The 21,196-nt window shown below is 47.5% G+C and carries 15 protein-coding genes; 7 read left to right on the forward strand and 8 right to left on the reverse strand.

The annotated features are described in order from the left end of the window. Positions 1-156 precede the first annotated feature (156 nt). Together ACO08K_RS23930 and ACO08K_RS23935 are read right to left on the reverse strand one after the other, a co-directional pair. The gene (locus tag ACO08K_RS23930; RefSeq protein WP_421799009.1) at positions 157-852 is read right to left on the reverse strand and encodes a LytR/AlgR family response regulator transcription factor; all 696 of its coding nucleotides are present in this window, start codon (positions 850-852) and stop codon (positions 157-159) included. Next, the gene (locus tag ACO08K_RS23935) at positions 845-1,876 is read right to left on the reverse strand and encodes a sensor histidine kinase (protein WP_421799010.1); all 1,032 of its coding nucleotides are present in this window, start codon (positions 1,874-1,876) and stop codon (positions 845-847) included. Before ACO08K_RS23935 ends, ACO08K_RS23930 begins: the two co-directional genes overlap by 8 nt. 219 nt (positions 1,877-2,095) lie before the next feature. Here ACO08K_RS23935 and pnuC point away from each other — a divergent pair, with 219 nt between their 5' ends. Then, the gene (gene pnuC, locus ACO08K_RS23940) at positions 2,096-2,707 is read left to right on the forward strand and encodes a nicotinamide riboside transporter PnuC (RefSeq protein WP_421799011.1); all 612 of its coding nucleotides are present in this window, start codon (positions 2,096-2,098) and stop codon (positions 2,705-2,707) included. Then, positions 2,691-3,773 (forward strand): acyl-CoA dehydrogenase family protein, encoded by a 1,083-nt coding sequence (locus tag ACO08K_RS23945; protein ID WP_421799012.1) that lies wholly within the window; start codon positions 2,691-2,693, stop codon positions 3,771-3,773. Before pnuC ends, ACO08K_RS23945 begins: the two co-directional genes overlap by 17 nt. A 115-nt stretch (positions 3,774-3,888) precedes the next feature. On the opposite strand, the gene ACO08K_RS23950 is transcribed toward ACO08K_RS23945, so the two are convergent. From ACO08K_RS23950 to ACO08K_RS23965, 4 genes are all read right to left on the reverse strand, one after another. Next, positions 3,889-6,969, reverse strand: a complete 3,081-nt coding sequence (locus ACO08K_RS23950; RefSeq protein WP_421799013.1) for a WD40/YVTN/BNR-like repeat-containing protein — start codon at positions 6,967-6,969, stop codon at positions 3,889-3,891. 295 nt (positions 6,970-7,264) lie between these two features. After that, on the reverse strand, positions 7,265-8,011 hold the full coding sequence (locus tag ACO08K_RS23955) for a LolA family protein (RefSeq protein ID WP_421799014.1): 747 nt from the start codon (positions 8,009-8,011) through the stop codon (positions 7,265-7,267). A gap of 252 nt (positions 8,012-8,263) precedes the next feature. Beyond that, positions 8,264-9,565 (reverse strand): sialidase family protein, encoded by a 1,302-nt coding sequence (locus ACO08K_RS23960; protein WP_421799015.1) that lies wholly within the window; start codon positions 9,563-9,565, stop codon positions 8,264-8,266. A 355-nt stretch (positions 9,566-9,920) separates the two neighbouring features. Next, positions 9,921-10,487: a hypothetical protein gene (locus ACO08K_RS23965; protein ID WP_421799016.1), complete on the reverse strand. Its 567-nt coding sequence runs from the start codon at positions 10,485-10,487 to the stop codon at positions 9,921-9,923. A gap of 142 nt (positions 10,488-10,629) precedes the next feature. Here ACO08K_RS23965 and ACO08K_RS23970 point away from each other — a divergent pair, with 142 nt between their 5' ends. The 5 genes from ACO08K_RS23970 (at position 10,630) to katG (ending at position 19,013) form a co-directional block, all read left to right on the forward strand. After that, complete coding sequence (locus ACO08K_RS23970; RefSeq protein ID WP_421799017.1) at positions 10,630-12,147, forward strand: hypothetical protein; 1,518 nt, start codon at positions 10,630-10,632, stop codon at positions 12,145-12,147. Between the two features lie 2 nt (positions 12,148-12,149). Then, positions 12,150-12,890, forward strand: coding sequence for an OmpA family protein (locus ACO08K_RS23975; protein WP_421799018.1), 741 nt, complete (start codon positions 12,150-12,152; stop codon positions 12,888-12,890). Positions 12,891-12,992: 102 nt separating this feature from the next. Further along, a complete protein-coding gene (locus ACO08K_RS23980) occupies positions 12,993-15,773 on the forward strand; it encodes a DUF7133 domain-containing protein (protein WP_421799019.1) in 2,781 nt (926 codons plus the stop codon). 183 nt (positions 15,774-15,956) lie between these two features. After that, positions 15,957-16,676 carry an SDR family oxidoreductase gene (locus ACO08K_RS23985; RefSeq protein ID WP_421799020.1) on the forward strand — a complete coding sequence of 240 codons (720 nt, stop codon included), beginning with the start codon at positions 15,957-15,959 and terminating at the stop codon, positions 16,674-16,676. 123 nt (positions 16,677-16,799) lie between these two features. Further along, complete coding sequence (gene katG, locus ACO08K_RS23990) at positions 16,800-19,013, forward strand: catalase/peroxidase HPI (protein ID WP_421799021.1); 2,214 nt, start codon at positions 16,800-16,802, stop codon at positions 19,011-19,013. A gap of 88 nt (positions 19,014-19,101) precedes the next feature. Here katG and ACO08K_RS23995 read toward each other — a convergent pair whose 3' ends face one another. Beyond that, a complete protein-coding gene (locus ACO08K_RS23995; protein ID WP_421799022.1) occupies positions 19,102-20,070 on the reverse strand; it encodes an alpha/beta hydrolase in 969 nt (322 codons plus the stop codon). 58 nt (positions 20,071-20,128) lie between these two features. Then, entirely contained in the window at positions 20,129-21,121 is a 993-nt protein-coding gene (locus ACO08K_RS24000) for a 2-hydroxyacid dehydrogenase (RefSeq protein ID WP_421799023.1), read from the reverse strand. Positions 21,122-21,196 lie beyond the last annotated feature (75 nt).

Raw genomic sequence — 21,196 nt, forward strand, 5'->3', positions numbered from 1 at the left:
TATCTCTTACCTCAGCACCACATCCTTCTCAATCAAATACACACACATCCTTATCCCGCGTTCACTGATGCAGCCAAAATGGCCCATTCTCCATTCATTGCGCTAAAAACCTGGCGGAGGAGCTGGCGAAGTTGGGGTAAAACTTTGGGGGAGTGTTTACCATTCCCCCAAAACTTCCCGATAACCCCGCCCAATCGGAATCCCCACTCCATTCACCTCAACCTCCTCAGCTGTATAAGCCTCAATTTTTTCCAAGGCCACGATAAAGGAGCGATGAATCCTTTTAAACCGTTGCGCGGGCAGCAGCGCCTCGATCTCATGCGTACTCATCTTGCTCAGGTATTCCTTTTTGGTGGTGACAACCTTGATGTATTCCCGCTGGCTTTCGATGTAAACGAGTTCGGAAAACAAGACCTTGACCTTCTTTTTTTGTACATTCAAAAAGATAAAATCTTTGGATTCCGGGCTTTCAGCAGCTGGAGTTTGAAAAGTTGGAGTACTGGTTTTAACCTTCGTCACAGCCACCAAAAAGCGCTCAAACTCAATGGGCTTCAATAAATAATCCGTTACATTCAAGTCAAAACCCTCCACGGCATACTGGTGATACGCCGTTGTGATGATCACTGCGGGAGGATGGCTCAACATTTTTAAAAAAGCCATACCCTTTAATTTGGGCAAATGAATGTCCAGAAACATCAGGTCAATGCTGTGGTTTCGCAAATAATCCGTAGCCAGAATGGCATCTTTAAAAGTGTCTTGCAAGTCCAGGAAGGGGACCTCAGCAATGTAGTCTTTTAGCACTTTCACCGCCAGTGGCTCATCTTCGATGATGATGCATTTGATTTTAGACATGGCTGGACAGGTTGATTTTTAAAGTAGCGCTAAACACGTTTTCCTTTTGTTCCACACTCAGGCTGTAATCGGTGTAAAGCAATTCCAGTTGTCGCCGCAGGTTGGAAAGGCCGATGTTTTCTTTTACGGGACCTTCTTCGCTGCTCATTTCCGTGGAGTTTTTGACAAAAAAAGCCAATTGCCGTTGTTTGACGGAAAGGTGAATATCGACAAAGGGTTGGCTTCGTGTTTCCGAAACCCCGTGTTTGAAGGCATTTTCTACCAGAGGAATCAACAACAAAGGCGGCAGGGCCTGCTTCATGTCCTCCACGTCATAATTGAAATTGACCAGGAGTGAATCATCATAGCGCAATTTTTCCAAGTCAATGTAATCGCCGATGATTTTTAACTCTTGTTCAATGGCCACAAAAGCACCGCTGGTTTCATAAAGCATGTACCGCAGCATTTTCGACAGCTTCAGAATAGACTCTGGTGCTAGATCGGATTTATCCCTGGCCAGGGAGTAAATGTTGTTCAGGGTATTGAATAAAAAATGGGGATTGGTTTGGGACTTGAGGTAGTTGAGTTCCGCTTCCTGTTTTTCGATGCGCAATTGCTGAGCAGTTCGGCGCAATTTCTGGTGATCATTAATATGGAGGAAAAAACCAAAAAAGAGAATGGAGCCAAGCGTATTCCCAAATTGGTCACCCACACCTTCCAAAATGTTTTTATACTCTTCCAATGGGAAATAGATATGTAATCGAATGCCAATGTACCGCCAGGCAAAAGTGCCAAAAGCATAGAACATCAGGTGGGCAAAGATTAAAAAGGGCGCTATCAAAAGCCTTTTCCAGTTGAACCTGATAAAGGGCAGGGTGTATTCAAAAAGAATAAAATGCAACACCAGGAGGTAGGCCAGGATCCAGATGTAATTGACCGTACTTTTTAAAACAGTTTCATGATCAATCAGGGCTGAAAAAAATACGGATATCCCCGCCAGGCGCAGATACAGTTTAACCCGCTCTTTATTGATCTTTATCTTCATTTTGTGCATTGAGCGCTTAGTTTGAGCAGAAAACCCATCGGTTCTTTTGACCGCCCAATAATACCGCTGTAAATATCCATTTAATGCGCTAAATTTACTACATCAAAATGGGGTGCCCTAAAACAACGGGCTGAGATCACACCCATCGGCGTAAATTCGTCGAACACCTGATCCGGGTAATGCCGGCGTAGGGATTGATCACTCTGGATAATTTTACATATGGGCCTAAACGAAGCAGGAGAATTGCTGGTTCAGCAAATTCGCCAAACCAGCGTGCTGGAATGGATCGCAGTGGTTTTTGGGGTAAGTCAAGTCCTGCTTGCCCGCAAAAACAACATCTGGCTGTATCCCACGGGGATCATCAGTGTAATTTGTTCGGTCATCCTGTTTTTCCAATCCAGGCTTTACGCAGAAACCCTGCTGCAGGGGTATTACCTTTTGATGAGCATTTATGGATGGGCCAATTGGGGCAATGGATCTGTTTCCAGTGCCTCACAAATCACCCTTAGCAAAAAGCAGGAAAAATGGATTACCTGGGGCATTGCCCTCTTGGGTTGGGGGCTACTTTATCTTGTGCTTGACAAGTTCACCGATTCGGATGTACCGATCCTGGATGCATTTGTATCCTCCACCGCCTGGGCGGGGATGTGGCTGCTGGCCAAACGCAAACTGGAAAACTGGATTTGGTTGAATGTTTCCAATCTGGTAGCGATCCCGCTGTTGTTGTACAAGCAGTTGTTCCTATTTTCTATTTTGACCTTGATCCTGTTTGTGGTAGCGATTTTTGGGTATTTGGATTGGAAAAAAACACTCAATGCCTCCGATGAATGACACCGATGCGTTGAATGCTGTAATGGCTAAAAAGGCCGAAGAACTTGGCTGCCTTCCCCCCGAATGGCTGGAACAGATCTATACGGAAAAGTGGTTCAAACTCTTTGTGCCAGAGAACCTTGGTGGATTAGGCTGTTCCTTGCCCGAAGCCCTGCGGATCGAAGAAAAACTGGCTTATGCTGATGGTAGTTTGGGCTGGACGGTTACGCTTTGTGCTGGTGCGGGCTGGTTTGTAGGGTTTATGGAGGATTCTTTGCGCAATACCATTTTTACCGACCCTAAACTTTGCCTCGCTGGCAGTGGGTTTGTAGGTGGAAAAGCGGATCGGGTAGGGGATCGATACCTCATTAATGGTCACTGGGTTTATGCCTCAGGGGCCTTGCATGCTTCTCATTTTACTGCGAATTGTGCGCTTTATGACAATGGTAACCCTGTCCATGATGCTAAGGGGAATCCAGTGGTGAAAGCCTTTATTCTCGATAAAAATGAAGTAAAAATCCTCGACGGCTGGAACTACATGGGGATGATTGCTACGGGCAGCCACGCTTTTGAGGTAGAGCACCTCGATGTTCCGCTGAATCGTTGTTTTGACATTGATCCCGCCAAAGCTCAATTGCCCGATTTGGTTTATCAATATCCTTTTTTACAATTTGCCGAAGCTACTTTAGCGGTGAATATTTTGGGAATTTCTCGGCACTTGCAGGAATTGGTTGTTGCTGCTTTTTGGAAAAGAGATGCTTATCGACAATACTCGGAAAGGCAGCAAAAATATTTCCGACAAATTGTAGACAAGCAAAAAGCTAAAATGGAAAGCATCAAGCTTACATTTTATGATGCTATAAAAAACTCCTGGAATGAGTTGGAAACAAAAAAGGCAATTTCCCCAACAACTTTAAAAAAAATCAGCCAAATCAGCCATAAACTTACCCGGACCTGTCGAGAAACCAATGCCAAACTTTATCCCTTTGCCGGACTGGAGGCAGCCAAAATAGAGACAGAACTCAATCGGGTTTGGCGGGATTTTAGTACGGTGAGCCAGCATGCTTTGTTGATTTTTCCTTTTTGAGGGCATTAAGTGTCCGAGGTTTTTTAGGTAATGAAATTTTGCCCCACTTCGCGAAGCTTTGTTTTTTCACCACCTAAGCAACCTCAGACACTTAAGGTACACCTAAGTTGGTGCCTTACGGCATTTTCAAAAACTCTTCAAACGGTTTTACGGAAATGGCGGCCAGCTGATTTTGAGTCAACAACTCGTTCAATTTGGCCAAATGTTTAGTTTTTAACTTTTGCAACTCTGCTTTGGCTGTGTTGAACTCCGACTCAATGCGTTTGAGGTTGGCTAACTCATTGGCCGAAGGTTTGTACAAACCGGATGCCAAGTTGCTGAAAAGAGTAGCCAGGTGTTCCCGCAATTGTGGCTCACCTGCCGACACGTAGTTGTCCCCAGTGGTAACGACCAAAGTTTCTTTCAATTTGTTGAAATCCGCCAACATCGGGTTGAGGGTAGCGGACAAACCTGTGTTTTTGGCCATCAACTGTTTGGCTCCGCTGATGCTTTCATCCAGTTCGTAGACCAGGTAGGCCAAAGATTGGGTCATATCGAAAACCTTCTGTACCGTCGCTTCTTTGATTTTGCGATCCTCTAACGTGATGGCAGATTTTGGATCGTAGGAAATATCCCAATCGTGGGTGTAGGTCTCCGTGCCTTTTTGCACCACAATTTTGTATTTCCCGGCCGGGATTGGCGCTGGAGTAGCCCCTTCGCGGCTGATGGTTTGGCCTTTGGCGATTTTGGGTACTTTGCCCGTGTACGCCCACTCTACGATGTTGATTCCTTTGGACTTGCCCGGAGTGATTTCGTGTACTTTTTGTCCAGCAGCGTTCTGGATTTCCATCGTAAACTTACCCAGGCTATGGCGTTTTTTGAGGTAATAAACGATTTGGCCAGCCTTGGATGGATTGGGTCCCACAAATTCAGTCTCCCCAGCGGTGCCCCCAAAACTACTTTCTTCGTACATAATTGCTGGGCGATTTTTGAAAAAGTGTAAATCCTTGGCCAGCACTTCATCATTGATTTGCCGCAGCGGGCTGATGTCATCCAGGATAATGACCCCCCGGCCGTGGGTGCCCATGACCAGGTCATTGGTTTTGCGCTGAATTTCAAGGTAGTGTACGGCCACTGCTGGCATGTTGTTGGTGAATTTATACCAGCTTTTTCCTCCATTCATACTGATGTACAAACCAAACTCGGTACCCAAAAAGAGCAAGTTTGGGTTGACAAAATCCTCTTGGATGTTGCGGGCAATTCCTTCTACGTCGGGTGTCAACACCGAAGTCCAGGTGGCACCAAAATTGGTGGTTTTGTAGGCATAAGGCTGCATGTCTCCGTGGGAATGCCCCTCGAAGACGGCATAAGCGGTGCCCTTGTTGAAACTGCTAGCCTCGATGTGGTAGCACCAGGTTCCAGCGGGCAATCCCGGCAAGTTGGTATTGACGTTTTTCCAGGTTTTGCCCGCATCCTGAGTCACTTGTACGTTGCCATCGTCGGTGCCTACCCAAATGACTTTTTCGTCCAGTGGGGATTCAGCAATGGTGAAAATGGTACAATGGTTTTCGGCACCGGAGTTGTCGGTCGACAAGCCTCCCGAGTTTCCTTGACTGGTCTTTTTGGGGTCGTTGGTGGTGAGGTCGGGAGATATTTTGACCCAAGTGTCGCCCATGTCGTCAGATTTGTGCAAAAACTGGCTGCCCATGTAAAGCCGATCCGGGCGAATCGCGCTGGTTGCCATGGGCGGATTCCAATTCCAACGCAATTTGGGGTCGCCAATCACGGGTAGAGGCTGGATGACACGGATTTTGTTTTTCTCCAGGTCCGTGCGCCAAACGTTTTCAGCGCCTTGCATTTCTGAGTAGACGATGCGTTTAGTGGGGTGGGGCAGTGCCCGGAACCCATCGCCGACTCCGATCAATTGCCAATCCCGGGCTTCAATACCACCGGGTGAAGAGGAAGGCCCATACCAGGTATTGTTGTCCTGCAAGCCGCCGTAAATGTTGTACGGCTCCTGATTGTCGACACTGACGTGATAATACTGAGAAACGGGCAGGTTTGCCACTATTTCCATGGTGGTTCCGCCATTCCAGGAACGGTATACACCTCCATCCGTTCCTACAAACATCCGTTCAGAGTCATTGATGGAAAAAACGATGTCGTGGATGTCGGAGTGCATGGCACCCAGGTTGCGGAAGGTTTTGCCACCATCACGAGAAATTGAGCCGGAAAGCCCACCCTTGGCAATTACCTCCGGGTTGCGGGGATCGACGGTGATGCGGGAAAAATAAAACGGGCGGACCACTATGCCGAAGTCGTTGTTCAACTGCTTCCAGGAAGCCCCGGCGTCGTCGCTGCGGTACAGTCCTTTGTCCTTATCTTGTTCTGATTCGATGACGGTGTAGAGGATTTTGGGGTTGGAAGCAGCGATGGCGATGCCCATACGGCCCAATTTGCCACTGGGAAAGCCATTGTGGATTTTATTCCAGGTTTTGCCCCCATCCACAGATTTGTATAGGGCGCTGTTGTTGCCGCCTGAATTGAATGACCAGGCGGTACGGCGGAACTCCCAAAAAGAAGCATATAGAATCGAAGGATTACTCGGATCCATCACCATATCGGCACAGCCAGTTGTGGCGTCCACATAAAGGATTTTGCTCCAGGTTTTGCCTCCGTCGCTCGTTTTGTACACGCCGCGCTCCTCGCTATCGCTCCACAAGGCACCCAATACACCTACGTATACCTCATTGGAATTTTTGGGGTTAACAATGATACTGGCAATTCGCTCGGATTTTTCCAGGCCCATTTTGGTCCAGTTGAGCCCCCCATCGCCCGAACGATAAATGCCGTCGCCCATGGAAACGCTATTGCGGGTCCAGGTTTCGCCTGTACCCACCCATACTACATTGTCAGGAGCACTTGGGTCGATGGCAACTGCACCAATGGATTGGCAATGGTTGTCAAAAACAGAATTGAAGCGCGCACCGCCATCGTTGCTTTTCCAAACGCCACCACCAGCAGTACCGACGTAAATGACTTTTGGGTTGCTGGGGTGCAACTCGATGTCGCTGATGCGCCCACTCATGATGGCAGGGCCGATTTGACGGGCACGCAGGTCGCCAAACAATTCTTTGCCACGGGTAGTAGCGTCTTGCGCAGGTAGCAGTGCTGGCAACAAAAGCGCCAGGCACAAAAAACGATATAGTTGATGCATGATTTTTGATTTAGTAACGCAGAAAAATTAACTTCCCGATTTGGGTTTTGAATAGGAAGTCGAACGCTTCATTTCAAGCGAGCTTCCTATTCAAAAGCCTCAAAAAAATCGGGAAGTAATTTTTTGCGTCATGCTTAGAATTTGTTAAAATAAAAAAACTGCTTTCTACCTGATCAATAGGCGTTTAGTCCTGGTTGATGTCAAGTTAAAAAGCAGTTTCATTGGCCTGTGGTTCAGGCGCTATTTTTTAGATCCTTTATTGTAGGGAAAAATGAACGCTTGTTCTTTATTGCCCCTATTTTTCCTCGGTGAAAACAAATTCTTTTGGGTCTACCTGAGGATTCAACTCAATTTTGCTCAAAGTGATGGGTTGGCTACCCATACCTTTTACCCCCTGGCCCAGCGAAAATGGGAAAAAGAGGCCGTTGACTTCCTGGTAGTCACTCATGGTGATTTGAGAAATTTTCCCCTTGGCTGGCCCTACTTTGATCTCTGATTCTACCATAATGGGAATAAACTCCTCCGCATCAAAAAAGTAGAAGGATACGTTTTCTTCAGTTTTGCCTTCAATGACGAGGGGTTTTTTGGTCAATTTGATTTTGAAAGTTTCGGTGCCTTCCACCGTCTCTTTGCCTACCAATTCCACTTTGTAGCCTTTGGCGCTGTAGTTCAGGAATGGATCCGGAAAATCGCCAAGCCCGGTTTTAAACATCTCGGTGGATTCGGCATCACTTTTTTCTGGCTTCATGGTCATGAAGTTGGTGCTCCAAAGGGTGGTTCCATCGTAAACACCTTGTTTGATGGTTTTGCCTTGAAAGGTAACCACGGTCATTTGGCGGCCATCCTTCAGGTTGAAAATATCGAGGGGAATGTCCATTCCGCCTTGATTGACTTTGGCCGACATTTTGACGCCTTCCAGTTTTTTCCAGTTTTCTACGCCTCCGGTAGCGGTAAGGTATTTGTTGATGATCTCGTCGGCAGTTTGCGCATGGCTGAAGCTGGCCGCAACGATTAGGGCTAAGAACAATGATAAGGTTCTCATTAGACAGTCGGTTGTTATTTTGGTTAAATAGAGGTTTGTACAAAGACAAAGAAATAGAGAAGATTGTTCAGAGAAGTGGTAATTATAACAAAATGGATAAACTATAGACGAGGAGGATCAATTTCAAGATGAAAGAAAGTAAACGGGTTGTTTGAGTAGCCCCACAGTCGGTTTAGTTAAAAAACGAAAACCACCTGTGGGGCTCTTCCTATATCCTATACTTATTTTTTAGCTGTAGAGGTCTTTCTACCGTTACAAAGCCACCGTAGTAATCTTCAGGCTATTCTTTTTATCGCCTTTCACTTCGTGAGCGAGGAGCAATTGGTTGTCCAGCATCAAACCGGTTGAATTAAGAGCATTGATGCTGCCTTCTACCGCCACCGTTTCAGACACCTTATCCCCATTGATTTTTCTGAATACCAAATTGTTTCCACTATCCGCCTGGCTTTGCTCCCACAGCATTACTGCTTGTTTCGCACCCGCCATGATCCAGGGATTTTTTACCGACGCATCACTCAATACGAAGAGTTTTTTGCCCTCCTGGGTCACCAAACGGAAACCCGATTCGGTTTCAGCGCCGGAAAACCAGGCGATCAAAGCGCCTTTGCCATAACTGCTGGAGATGGCGCCACTGTGTGGGCAACCATTGATTTTCCAACCGTCGTTGTGAACGATTTGAGGCTTGGAAAAAGTTGCTCCATTGTCAGTAGAGGTAATTTTGGCGATGTCGCGGATGTCATCGTTGTTGTCCCGGTAATAGACATTTAAGGCCCCATTGGCGTCGACCAGCAAGTTGATGTTGCAGCAATCGCAGACCACTGGGTCGATCAATCTTTCCGGTTGGAACACCCCGTTTTTGCTCAGTACCATCCGCAAATCACGCTCTTCATGCTTGGTGCTGTTGGCCACGTCTTTTAGGTAAAAAACGGCGATTTCGTCGTTGGGCAAGACAATGGCGTCAAAAAAGCCACGCATGGCTTTGGCTGGATCGGAGTCCACATTTTGCGGGCTGGTCCAGGTAGCACCGGCGTCTTTGGATACACAATACACTAGGTCGGAGGTGCGGCGGCCACCTGCTGGGGCACCCGCTGGTGAGTCAGGCCGATTGGTGAACAGAGCTACCAAGCTGCCATCTTTTTTGGCCAATACTTTTGCCCGCATCAAACGGCTATTGCCAATTCCCTTGCCAGAGAAAATTACCTTTTTGTCTCCAAAGGTTTTGCCTTTGTCCTTGGAGAAGGCCAGGCAAAAGGAAATCAATCCCTGTTCGTCTTTTTCCGTCCAGGAAAGCAGGATTTCCCCTTTGGGTGTTTGAGTCAACAAAGGCATGGTGTAGGCCTTGCTGGAATCTATGGCAAAAGCACTGGAACCCGCAGGAACGGAGCTGAGTACAGGCGAAGTTGGCAATTTGGTCCATTGGTCGACGCTTTCAACCATGCTGGTATTGCACATGGGCATGTTTTCGTCAAGGTTTGTCTTAGCCTCCTCTTTTGGACTGAAGATGGCTACCATGCTGAAAAACCAAACGTTGAAAAATGCAATTATTTTGATCATTAGATGAATGGATTGTGGTTAAAAAAAAGCAAATATAGTGCTTGGTAAAACGCTAAAGTATAAATGGAAGTTTTACCATGGTTGGCAAACCGACAATCCGGGTAAATGAGTAGATGGATGGGAGGGTTGTGGAGATTTACACACCACTGCCCATTTTGCTCAGAGGACATTAATTGCCCCTGGCTTCAGCCTGGGGGCATAGGAACACCCTAGAATCTGGGCTTCAGCCCTGGCTTGAAATTGAAAATTTGGGCTAAAGCCCGATTAAAGGGGAACCCCGATCCACGAGCTAAAGCACGTGGCAATTGATGTCCTCCGCGCCTAAAAAAACAAAAATATCCAGTAGTGTAGGAACTTATTTTTTTTCAAATTCAAAAAAAACTCCCGATTGATGATGTTGTACCTTTTTTCCTGTCAAAACAATTTTTCCATCCGAAAGCCTAGTTTTGACATTTTCCAAAAAAGGAATCAAGCCCGGCTCATACCTTTCAATTTTATTTCTTATTTCGTCTTCAGTATCGCTGTCCTTAATGATGTGTATCACGGACCTGCCAGCGTCTCCAATATCTGAAATGATGTCTATTTCACCCAAAAAAGTATACCCTTTCCAGCACCAACCATTCAATTCACTGATGCCATCTAGAATGTTGACTTTTTTTGCTAAAATATTATTAATCGTATTGGTGATCATAGTCTTGTGCATTTCTCCATAATTGAGAAATGGAGAAATTAGCTTGTTCACGGCTGAACGGCAGTCTGTATGTTTGTAGTTGATGCTAATGAGTTCGAGGTATAATTCATTGCCCAGTTCTGATTCTAGTGTTTCACTTGAATAGAGATAGGTTTCAAAATCGTGGGAGCTTAATTTTGAATCCAGATAGTTTAGGAATAGTTGTTGGGTGTTTGTGTTTAAGTTGTTCATTTCATATAATTTCAAGTAAAATGATGCTTGGTCGACAAATCGACCCTGTAAAATATTGTAATAGGCTAACAAGTTGTAATAAAATTCTATTTTTGAGCCAGCCCACAAATAGTAATCATTTCGCACAAAATCGCCAAAATTGATGTCGAGGCATACACTAAAGCTACTTGCCATTTCCGGGCTTTTGCTCACAGCATTTACAACATTTTCAGAACTCGCCTGGATTAAAGCGGGGCAGGAAGGAACATTACCTGCTGAAATGGAATTTAAAAACCATGCCGGAAAACTGGGCTACATCAATGCAGCAGGGGAAATACAGATGAAAGGCCATCCCTTTTTTGAACCTTTAGGCACCAATGGCCGCGCCTGCGTGAGTTGCCACCAACCCAAAGACGCCATGAGTGTATCGGTGGAAAGCCTCCGGCAAAGGTGGGTGGAAACCAAGGGAAAAGACCCCATTTTTGCTGCGCTGGACGGATCCAACAATCCCAAACTGCCCCAAGAATTAGAAAGCTCACATTCTTTGCTGCTGAACCGAGGCTTATTCAGAATTGCATTGCCCTGGCCCCCCAAGCCAGACAATGGCAAAACTGTTAAGCCGGAATTCACCATTGAGGTAGTCAGTGATCCAACGGGTGTAAACCTCGATCCTGATTTAGGATTAAAAAGTAAAAATCCCACCATTTCGGTTTTCCGCCGGCCCCGCCCGGTTGCCAATATGACCTACGTGATGTCGCCTGACCCTGTTTTTAACATCAAAACGGGCACCCTGGCCGTTACTGACCCCGAAACTGGGAAGGTTGTTGGCATGAACATGATGGCAGACTCGCGCCATTATACCCAAAAACAACAGGCGATTGATGCCTACTTTGGGCACCTGGAAGGCCAAAATGGCTTGAGCCCTGAACAACAAAAGCAAATCGTAGCCTTCGAAAACCAACTGTTCATGGCGCAAAGTCAGGATAAATGGGGCAGCCCGCTCACTGAAAATGGTGAACCAGCCGGGCTGGGACCCAAAGCCATGCAAAGCGGGAAAGTACACGTATTGGCCAACAACAACCGCGACCCGATTTTCCATTGGTTCAATACCTGGAAAAAGGAAGAAAGTATGCCTGCAAACCTGACTGCTGAACAAAAAGCCTTTCGGGCCTCGGTTGCCCGGGGCAACGATATATTTATGTTCCGCGAGTTTTGGATCAGAGATGCTACCCACATCAACAACATTGGCTTGGGCAATCCGGTCAGGCGCAGTTGCTCGACTTGTCACAATGGACAAATGACCGCTCAAGACCTTGCACCAGGCTGGGTAGATTTGGGTACCACCAATTACCCGACCTGGACGGAAAATACCATTGCCAATCTGAAGTCAGATTTGCCGGTTTTCAAATGCACCTGCGATAAATCTGCTCCTCCTCATCCATATTTGGGCCGGGTTATATACACAACAGATCCGGGCAGGGCCTTGATCACGGGAAAATGCATTGACATTGGTTCCATCGTAATGCAGCAATTCCGGGGCTTGTCGGCCCGGGCGCCTTATTTCGTCAACGGAGCTGCCAAAAGCCTCTTGGAAGTGGTGGATTATTACGACCGCCGCTTCGACATTAAACTGACGGATCAGGAAAAACAGGATTTGGTGAATTTTTTAAGCGTACTGTAGTCATGAGCAAACTGTATTTTTCCATAGCGGCAATTTTTTTGACGATTGGTATTCAACAAAATGAAAAACCACCCGCCAATCGGCGCAATTTTGTGGCTTGCCCCATTATCCGCGATTCCAAAACCATGCCCTGCTGGCTGGCAGAGTACGAGGGCGAGTTGTACTACCTGGGTCAACAAGGGCGCACCAGCAGTGCATTTTATCCCCCTCAACTGAAACATGAAGTGCTGGTGGAGGGTACCGTGAAACCAGGCGAAAGAATCTGCGGAGGTATTGTTTTGGAACCCTTGTCTATCTCCGTAATGCCAGAATTGAGCCTCAACTGCAATACACTGCTGCCCGCAGAAGATGGCCTGGAACCGCCGCTACCGCCGCCACTTCCCAAAAACGAACCCTTTCCAGATAGCACCCGAAGTTTTACGATTCTTTTTGATTTTGACAGTGATTATCTAACTCTGCACAAAACGCGAATTTTGGCGGAGGCCATACGCATCGCCAAAATCATTCAACTGAAGGAAATACAGGTTTCGGCCTATCGGGCCAGCACATTATTGTCGAACGGGCAAAAAATGCTGGAAAAGGAAAACATTGCAGCCAAACGGGCGGACAAAATTATGGATATTTTAATCGGATCGGGATTCCCCAAAGAGCGGATCAAATTATCCATCAAAGCTGCCCCAGAGCCTTGCGATGGACTAAATGACCCTGCAAGAAGGAGGGTGCGGATAAAGTTGCTTGGCTAATTTTATTCTTACCGTCCGAATAGGCCTGAATCATGCTTTAAAATTTTATTTTAGCTCCGAATTGCACTTTTAACTATAAACAAACTAAAAATATTCCGACTCATGTTAAAATCGTTTACTACGTATAACCTCGCCATGCTTATCTTGGCGTTCATCGGTTCTTCTTTTCTACTAAGTAGAGTCCCACTAAAAACGTTCAAAACGACCTATGCCATCCCTGCAAGAGACACCTTGCCCATCGTAAAAATCCCTGAAGGTGTGGACCCCAATTCCCCCGACTGGAAAGGCATCGACCTGGCGCCCAAAGCCCCGATTCTGCCCGTTTCACCAAGTGATGAGCAAAAACGGTTTCTCCTTCCTCCCGGGTACAAAATTGAACCTATCCTCACCGAACCGGCCATCGAACAACCCGCTGCTATCTCCTTTGATGGCAATGGCCGCATGTACGTGCTGGAACTCCGCTCCTACATGCTGGATGCGGATTCCAAAAACGAACTCGACCCGGTTAGCCGGATTTCCCGTTGGGAGGACAAGGACAATGATGGGGTGTACGAAACGGGCACCACTTTTGTAGACAGCCTGGTATTTCCACGTTTTGTGCTCCCCTATGGCAAAGATTGCATCCTGTCGATGGAATCGGATGCTGACAATGTCTACAAATACACCGATACCAACGGAGATGGCAGAGCCGACAAAAAAGAGTTTTTCACCAGCAAATACGGCCGCTCTGGCAACGTAGAACACCAGCAAGCCTTCATGTATTATGGCATGGACAACTGGCTCTACAGCACCGTCAATGCCTTCCGCATTCGCGAAACGCCACAAGGAATTATTCGGGAAAAAACGGGTGCCAACCGTGCGCAATGGGGCCTTACCCACGACGACGATGGCAAATTGTGGTTCCAGGGTGGGGCCAGCGGTTTGCCTTCCCATTTTCAGTTCCCCATTCATTACGGCAATTTCGAAATCCCGAATGAGTTTGCCAAAGGTTTTGATGTGCCCTGGGGTGCAGCCGTGAAAACCGCCGACATGCAGGGTGGTATGGATGAAATTCGCCAACCCGATGGCTCGCTCAATCGGGTAACTGGCTCGGCAGGTAATGACGTATACCGTGGCGATCGACTCCCTACCAACATCAAAGGCCAATACTTTTATGGCGAACCAGTAGCCCGCATTGTGCGCCAGATCAACCCCGTGGTAACGGAGGGCTTAACGACCTTGCACAACGTATTTCAGGAGCAGCAGTCTGAGTTTTTACGCTCAACCGACCCCTTGTTCCGCCCGGTTGATATGACCACGGCACCCGATGGCACACTATACATTACCGACATGTACCGCGGCATCATTCAGGAAGGGCAATGGACCCAGCGGGGTTCTTATCTACGGGTGAAAATTGAACAATACCAGTTGGATAAAGTGATTGGTCTGGGACGTATTTGGCGCGTTACTTACGATGGGATGGAGCGAGACAAAACCAAACCCCGCATGTTTGAAGAATCCGCTGCGCAGTTGGTCAAACACCTGGAACACCCCAACGGCTGGTGGCGGGATATGGCACAGCAACTCCTGGTACTCAAAAAAGACAAATCGGTGGTGCCACAATTGACCCGCATGGCTTTGAAGCACAAAAATCTGACCACTCGCTTTCACGCCATCTGGACCCTGGAAGGGTTGGGTGCACTGAGTGTAAAAACCACCCAAAAATTGCTCAAAGATACCAACCCACGCCTGCGCATCCAGGCTTTACGGGCCAGTGAAACCTTGTATAAAAACGGAGACAAAACCCTGGAGCCCGATTACCAAAGATTACTCACTGATCCAGATACGGATGTGCTCATTCAGGCTATGCTCACTGCCAAATTTTTGAAACTGCCCAATTTGGAGCAGGGCATCAAGGGGGCTATGGCCCAAAATAAAGCTACAGGGGTAAAAGTAATTGGTGAACAAATTCTCAATCCCCCCAAGCCGCGCAATGCTGGCCCATTTGGTGCCCCTGAATTGACGGAGGTGCAAAAAGCCATCGTAGAACGTGGAACTACCATCTACAACGAACTTTGTGCCCAATGTCACGGTAATACCGGTATGGGAACTCCCGCAGGTGAAGGGAAATTGATGGCACCAGCTTTGGCGGGTTCTGCACGTATGCAAGGCCATCCTGAATACGCCATTAAAGTGGTACTCCACGGCATGGATGGTGCCATTGAAGGCAAAACCTATGCAGGCAATATGATGGCGAGTATGAAGGATCAATCGGATCAGTGGGTGGCGGATGTGATTTCCTACATTCGCAGCGAATTGTCCAATGATGCCTCTTTTGTTTCTCCTGAGCAAGTGGCAACAGTGCGCAAAAAAACAAGTGGCCAAAGTGTCCTATATAAATTTGATGACTTGCTGCGCCAAACCCCTTATGAGCTCACTGCGAAAGACATGAAAGCCACGGCCAGTCATGTCTTTTCAACCCGTATCGGTGGCAATGCTTCTGCCCAAAGTGCCTTCAACTACGAAGGTTGGTCTACGGGTGGGCGACAAGATAAGGGCATGTGGTTTCAAGTGGAATTTCCACAAGAAGTGAAACTGGCCGAGATCCATTTCACGGCAACACAAATCACCAAACCAGGCTGGCGGCCCACGCCTAATACTCCACCTGCATCAAGGCCGATTTTGCACACCCATCCCCGAGTCTATTCGCTGGAAATTTCTATGGACGGGAAAAACTGGCAAACTGCGGTGGCCAGTGTCAAAGGAGTGCCAGGGGCGAATATTTTGACCGTAAATGGAGCCAAGGCAAAATTCATGCGGCTTAGTTTGGCGGAAGGTCTGCCAGCTGGTGATGATGATACACCTTGGTCGGTGCGGCAAATGAAGGTGTTTGTGGAAAAGTGAGCATAAGGAAAACGCCAGAATGCGCCCTTCGAAAGTTTCAGACTTTCGAAGGGCTTTGCCTGCACAATTTTGCGCTAAAGAACTTTTCAAAAGGGTGCACCTTTTGAAAAGGCATACTAAATTTATCCACTTGTTTACTCCAGTGGCCTTCAACCATTTTAATCCTCCGACGTTCTCGTTTATATGAACAATCTCAATCAAATGACCGCCCTCATCACCGGGGGCAGCAAAGGCATTGGCCATGGCATTGCCGCCAGCCTGCTCAAAGAAGGCCTTAATGTGGCCATTACCAGTCGCCGCCAGGAAGATGCCGACGCCACCGCTCGCGAACTCTCCAAGTTAGGCTCTGGCAAGATCATTGGCATTGCCGCGGATGTCCGTGATTTCGCTGCACAGCAAGACGCAGTGGCCAAAACACTGGAAGCTTTTGGCCGCCTCGACGTACTCATCGCCAACGCGGGAGTGGGCCATTTTGCGCCCATCACCCAACTCAGTCCAGAACAATGGCATGAAACGATTGATACCAACCTTACTGGGGTATTCTATAGCCTGAAAGCGGCAGTAGATGCCTTGACGGAAGCAAAAGGCTACTTCATCAGCATCGCCAGTTTGGCTGGAACCAATTTTTTTGCCACTGCGTCTGCCTACAACGCCAGTAAATTTGGACTGGTGGGTTTTACCCAGGCAGTCATGCTCGATCTACGGGATGCAGGAGTGAAATGTTCGACGATCATGCCAGGTTCGGTGGCTTCCCATTTCAACAATCACGAGCCAAGTGAGGCTGATGCCTGGAAAATTCAGCCAGAAGATTTGGGGCAAATTGTAGTGGACTTACTCAAGATGAACCCACGGACTCTGCCCAGTAAAATTGAGGTGCGACCAAGCCAAACGGCAAAAAAGTAAGGCCCAATCCATAGAATCTCGATTGTCTCCTTTAATAGCTTTTGTCTATGATGGCATTGTTATTATAAATTAAATTTCTCGAAAAATCACCCGTATTTTGAGCAAGTTTAAATCAATCGCATTATGGACAATAACAATGGTAATGGCGCTGGTAAGTGCCCATTTTCAAGTGGAATACTCAAACATAGCGCTGGTCGTGGTACCAGAAACCGGGACTGGTGGCCAAATCAATTGCAGTTGGGCATCCTTCGCCAACACTCCTCCCTGTCTAACCCAATGGGTGAGGACTTCAACTACGCTGAAGAATTCAAGACCCTTGATCTAGATGCGGTAAAGCAAGACATCGTTGATTTGATGACTACCTCCCAGGATTGGTGGCCTGCCGATTACGGCCATTACGGACCGTTCTTCATTCGGATGGCCTGGCACAGTGCGGGTACTTACCGCATTGCCGATGGTCGTGGTGGTGCAGGGTCTGGCACTCAACGCTTTGCCCCCCTCAATAGCTGGCCTGATAACGGTAACCTGGACAAAGCGCGTTTATTGCTTTGGCCAGTGAAAAAGAAATACGGCAGAAAACTCTCTTGGGCCGACTTGATGATCCTTTCAGGCAACTGTGCTTTGGAGTCCATGGGCTTCGAAACTTTTGGTTTTGCTGGTGGTCGTGAGGACGTTTGGGAACCAGAAGAAGACATCTACTGGGGTGCTGAAGGCAAATGGCTGGAAGACAAGCGTTACAGCGGCGACCGCGAGCTGGAAAACCCACTTGCAGCTGTACAGATGGGGCTCATTTATGTAAACCCTGAAGGTCCCAACGGAAACCCTGATCCGCTGGCAGCAGCCCGCGACATCCGCGAGACCTTTGGCCGCATGGCGATGAACGACGAAGAAACTGTAGCCTTGATTGCTGGTGGACACACCTTCGGCAAAGCCCACGGTGCTGCTGATCCAAACCAGTATGTAGGCGTAGAACCCGCAGGAGCAAGCATTGAGGAGCAAAGTATGGGTTGGAAAAACACCTATGGCACTGGCAATGCAGGGTATACCATTACCAGTGGATTGGAAGGGGCCTGGACCCAAACCCCCACCAAATGGAGCAACAACTACTTTGTGAACCTATTTGGCTACGAATGGGAATTGACCAAGAGCCCGGCTGGTGCCCATCAATGGAAGCCCAAGAATGGGTTGGGGGTAGATTCCGTGCCTGATGCGCACGATCCAAACAAGCGCCATGCGCCGATCATGTTTACTACTGACCTTGCGCTGCGTACGGATCCGGCTTACGAGAAGATTTCAAGACGTTTCCACGAAAACCCTGATGAGTTCGCTGATGCATTTGCACGGGCCTGGTTCAAGTTGACCCATCGCGATATGGGCCCACGTGCACGTTACCTCGGACCTGAAGTGCCTCAGGAAGAATTGATCTGGCAAGATCCAGTCCCCGCAGTAACCCATAAATTGATCGATGATCAGGACATCGCTGCGCTGAAGGGCCAAATTCTTGCCTCAGGCTTATCGGTTTCTGAACTGGTTTCCACCGCCTGGGCTTCTGCTTCCACTTTCCGCGGCTCCGACAAACGTGGTGGTGCCAACGGTGCACGCATTCGTTTGGCCCCGCAGAAATACTGGGCAGTCAACAATCCTACTCAACTGGCAAAAGTGCTGGATACGCTGGAAGGCATCCAGACTGCATTCAATAATGCTCAACCAAGTGGCAAGCAGGTCTCGCTGGCCGATTTGATCGTCCTAGGTGGTTGCGCAGGTATTGAAAAAGCGGCAAAAAATGCTGGTCATACCATCACTGTACCCTTTACTCCTGGGCGTACGGATGCATCACAAGCCCAAACCGATGTGGATTCCTTCGCGGTTCTTGAACCGATTGCTGATGGATTCCGCAATTACATGAAGGCTCGTTACACGATCTCTGCAGAAGAAATGTTGGTAGACAAAGCACAACTCCTGACCTTGACCGCTCCAGAAATGACGGTTCTGGTAGGTGGCATGAGGGTGCTCAACACGAATTTTGACGGGTCTCAGCATGGTGTGTTCACCCATACTCCTGGCGCGCTGACCAACGACTTCTTTGCTAATCTGATTGATTTTGGTACCACCTGGAGTGCAAGTTCAGATGCCCAAAATGTCTTTGAAGGTCGTGATCGTGCCACCGGTGCAATTAAATGGACTGGTACTCGGGTCGATTTGATCTTTGGGTCCAACTCAGAGCTCCGCGCCATTGCCGAAGTTTATGCCTGTGAAGACGGCAAAGATCGTTTTGTAAAGGACTTTGTTGCAGCCTGGAACAAAGTGATGAATCTTGACCGTTTTGATTTGGCTTAATTTGAATTGAATTCAACGGCCTTGGGGCCAAAAAGTAATACACGTAGAGGTGGTTGGGCAACTGACCACCTCTTTTTTGTTGGCGGGATTACTTTGGAACATATGTTTTATCCAACCAGAGCACCACTCTTTCCCAACTTTCCACCGGGAAGCGGGCATGGTAAGTGTCTTTTAAAACGACAAACTCTTTTTTGTCGCCAGGTACCAAGTTATAAAGCGCTTTCACTTTTTCCACTTCGAACAGTTCATCTTTATCTCCGGTGCCCACCAAAACCGGAATGTTCAATTGTTTAGGTAGAATTAGCGTTTTGACATCCAGCATGGTCAAAAAACGCAAGGTGTACCTGAAATTGAACAAGGGATCACCAGTGCCAGTCATACCATCGCGGTAATATTCAACGACCTGTACGGAGGGGCGAAAAATTGCACTGGATATGATTTTGGCTTGTTGAAACAAGGTAGGCCCCTTGCGCACGCCTTTTTTGCCTTCGTAAGCGCCAGAAAGTAGAACTAAGCCTGAAATTTCACTAGGAATGCCCTGGGTAACATAAATAGCAGTCGCTACACCCAGGCTATGCCCTAAAATCACCACTTTGGGAAAGCCTAATTTTTTAATGTACCGAACTGCTTCCGTTAAATCATCCATAAGGCGTTCCTTATTGGGGTAATCTGCTCGATTCCCACTGGATAAGCCATGCCCTCGGTAATCCAAACCAAAAGTAGTATAACCGCCTTTGGAAATGGGAACACCTGCCATGTTGTAAGCGCCACTGTGGGCGGTGACACCGTGCAAAATCAGGACGGCAAAGTCTTTTTTACTTGCTTCGATGCTATCCGGATTCCACCTGCGCAGAAATAAGGTTTCTCCATCCGAGGTTTTAATTAGATGATGCGGCCCTTCGAACTTTTGCCTCATGGTGGCCGCCTCTTCCGGTGTGATCCCTTTTTGTTTCACAATGGATTTCATAGGCAGGTAGGCCAAAATCAGCCCGGCAATTAATAGGACTGCAAGCAGGGAAAGAATAATATAGACGACCTTTTTGAGCACTTTTTTCATGGCAGTGGCTTTAGATGTAGTCATCAAAGATAACAATCTGCAACATACCGCTCTCAGCCTATCCTCTTATTTCGTTTTCAGAAACCTTGTCTGTTGCAAAGCAAGCCAGGTTGTACATCGTGGTTTTAGCAATATTGCTCAAGGATGTTTCAGTCAGAAAACCTTGGTGACTGGTAATCAAAACATTTTGAAAGGTCATGAGACGGGCAATGGTATCATCCTGTAAAACCTCCCCCGAATGGTCTTCAAAAAACAGCCCATCCTCCTCTTCATAAACGTCCATTCCAAAATAACCCACTTGCCCATTTTTTAAACCTTGAACCACATCATTGGTGTTCACCAGAGCCCCTCGGCTGGTATTGATCAACATCACACCCTTTTTCATCTGTTGGATACTGGATGCATTGATGATGTACCTGGTATCGTCATTGAGCGGCAAGTGTAGGCTGATGATGTCGGAACGCTGGTATAGCGATGCACAATCACAGTATTCTACCTGATATTTTTGCACGATCTCCTCATTTTCAAATTTGTCGTAGGCCAATAAGTGACACCCGAAACCGTGCAGAATCCGGGCCATTACCTCACCGATTTTTCCGGTACCCATGATGCCTACTGTTTTCCCGTTCATATCAAAACCGGTTAAGCCATTCAGGGAAAAATTTTGCTCCATGATCCGAGAATGGGCACGGATCAGTTTTCGGTTCAAGGCCAGAATGAGGGCTACTCCATGTTCAGCCACGGAATAAGGCGAATAAGCTGGTACCCTCGCTACCTTAATGCCGAGTTGTTTCGCTTTGTCCAGGTCCACATTGTTGTAGCCCGCCGAACGCAGTGCGATGAAACGAATGCCATTCTGGTGCAAGACTTCAAGGACTGGTGCCGAGGCGTCATCGTTGACAAACAAACTAACTGCCTCAAAGCCAACACTCAAAGGTGCTGTTTCCAGAGAGAGTTCTACATTGAAAAAATGCAGTTGCTGAGCACTGTCGTTTACCTGCTCGAAATAAGGCTTTTCAAATTGGTGGAAACTATAAACTGCTACTTTCATTTTGAGTGGTTTGTTTATTTGCTCTCTGATGGAGCTCTGGTAAAATAACAAAGTTCATCAGGATTAAAAGCACAA

It is taken from the genome of Haliscomenobacter sp. (genome assembly GCF_965225875.1).
Classification (GTDB): Bacteria; Bacteroidota; Bacteroidia; order Chitinophagales; family Saprospiraceae; genus Haliscomenobacter.

Coding starts and splice junctions, on each gene's coding strand:
- ACO08K_RS23930 (WP_421799009.1), bottom strand. CDS start 852: ATGTCTAAAATCAAATGCATCATCATCGAAGATGAGCCACTGGCGGTG.
- ACO08K_RS23935 (WP_421799010.1), bottom strand. CDS start 1,876: ATGAAGATAAAGATCAATAAAGAGCGGGTTAAACTGTATCTGCGCCTG.
- pnuC (WP_421799011.1), top strand. CDS start 2,096: ATGGGCCTAAACGAAGCAGGAGAATTGCTGGTTCAGCAAATTCGCCAA.
- ACO08K_RS23945 (WP_421799012.1), top strand. CDS start 2,691: ATGCCTCCGATGAATGACACCGATGCGTTGAATGCTGTAATGGCTAAA.
- ACO08K_RS23950 (WP_421799013.1), bottom strand. CDS start 6,969: ATGCATCAACTATATCGTTTTTTGTGCCTGGCGCTTTTGTTGCCAGCA.
- ACO08K_RS23955 (WP_421799014.1), bottom strand. CDS start 8,011: ATGAGAACCTTATCATTGTTCTTAGCCCTAATCGTTGCGGCCAGCTTC.
- ACO08K_RS23960 (WP_421799015.1), bottom strand. CDS start 9,565: ATGATCAAAATAATTGCATTTTTCAACGTTTGGTTTTTCAGCATGGTA.
- ACO08K_RS23965 (WP_421799016.1), bottom strand. CDS start 10,487: ATGAACAACTTAAACACAAACACCCAACAACTATTCCTAAACTATCTG.
- ACO08K_RS23970 (WP_421799017.1), top strand. CDS start 10,630: ATGTCGAGGCATACACTAAAGCTACTTGCCATTTCCGGGCTTTTGCTC.
- ACO08K_RS23975 (WP_421799018.1), top strand. CDS start 12,150: ATGAGCAAACTGTATTTTTCCATAGCGGCAATTTTTTTGACGATTGGT.
- ACO08K_RS23980 (WP_421799019.1), top strand. CDS start 12,993: ATGTTAAAATCGTTTACTACGTATAACCTCGCCATGCTTATCTTGGCG.
- ACO08K_RS23985 (WP_421799020.1), top strand. CDS start 15,957: ATGAACAATCTCAATCAAATGACCGCCCTCATCACCGGGGGCAGCAAA.
- katG (WP_421799021.1), top strand. CDS start 16,800: ATGGACAATAACAATGGTAATGGCGCTGGTAAGTGCCCATTTTCAAGT.
- ACO08K_RS23995 (WP_421799022.1), bottom strand. CDS start 20,070: ATGAAAAAAGTGCTCAAAAAGGTCGTCTATATTATTCTTTCCCTGCTT.
- ACO08K_RS24000 (WP_421799023.1), bottom strand. CDS start 21,121: ATGAAAGTAGCAGTTTATAGTTTCCACCAATTTGAAAAGCCTTATTTC.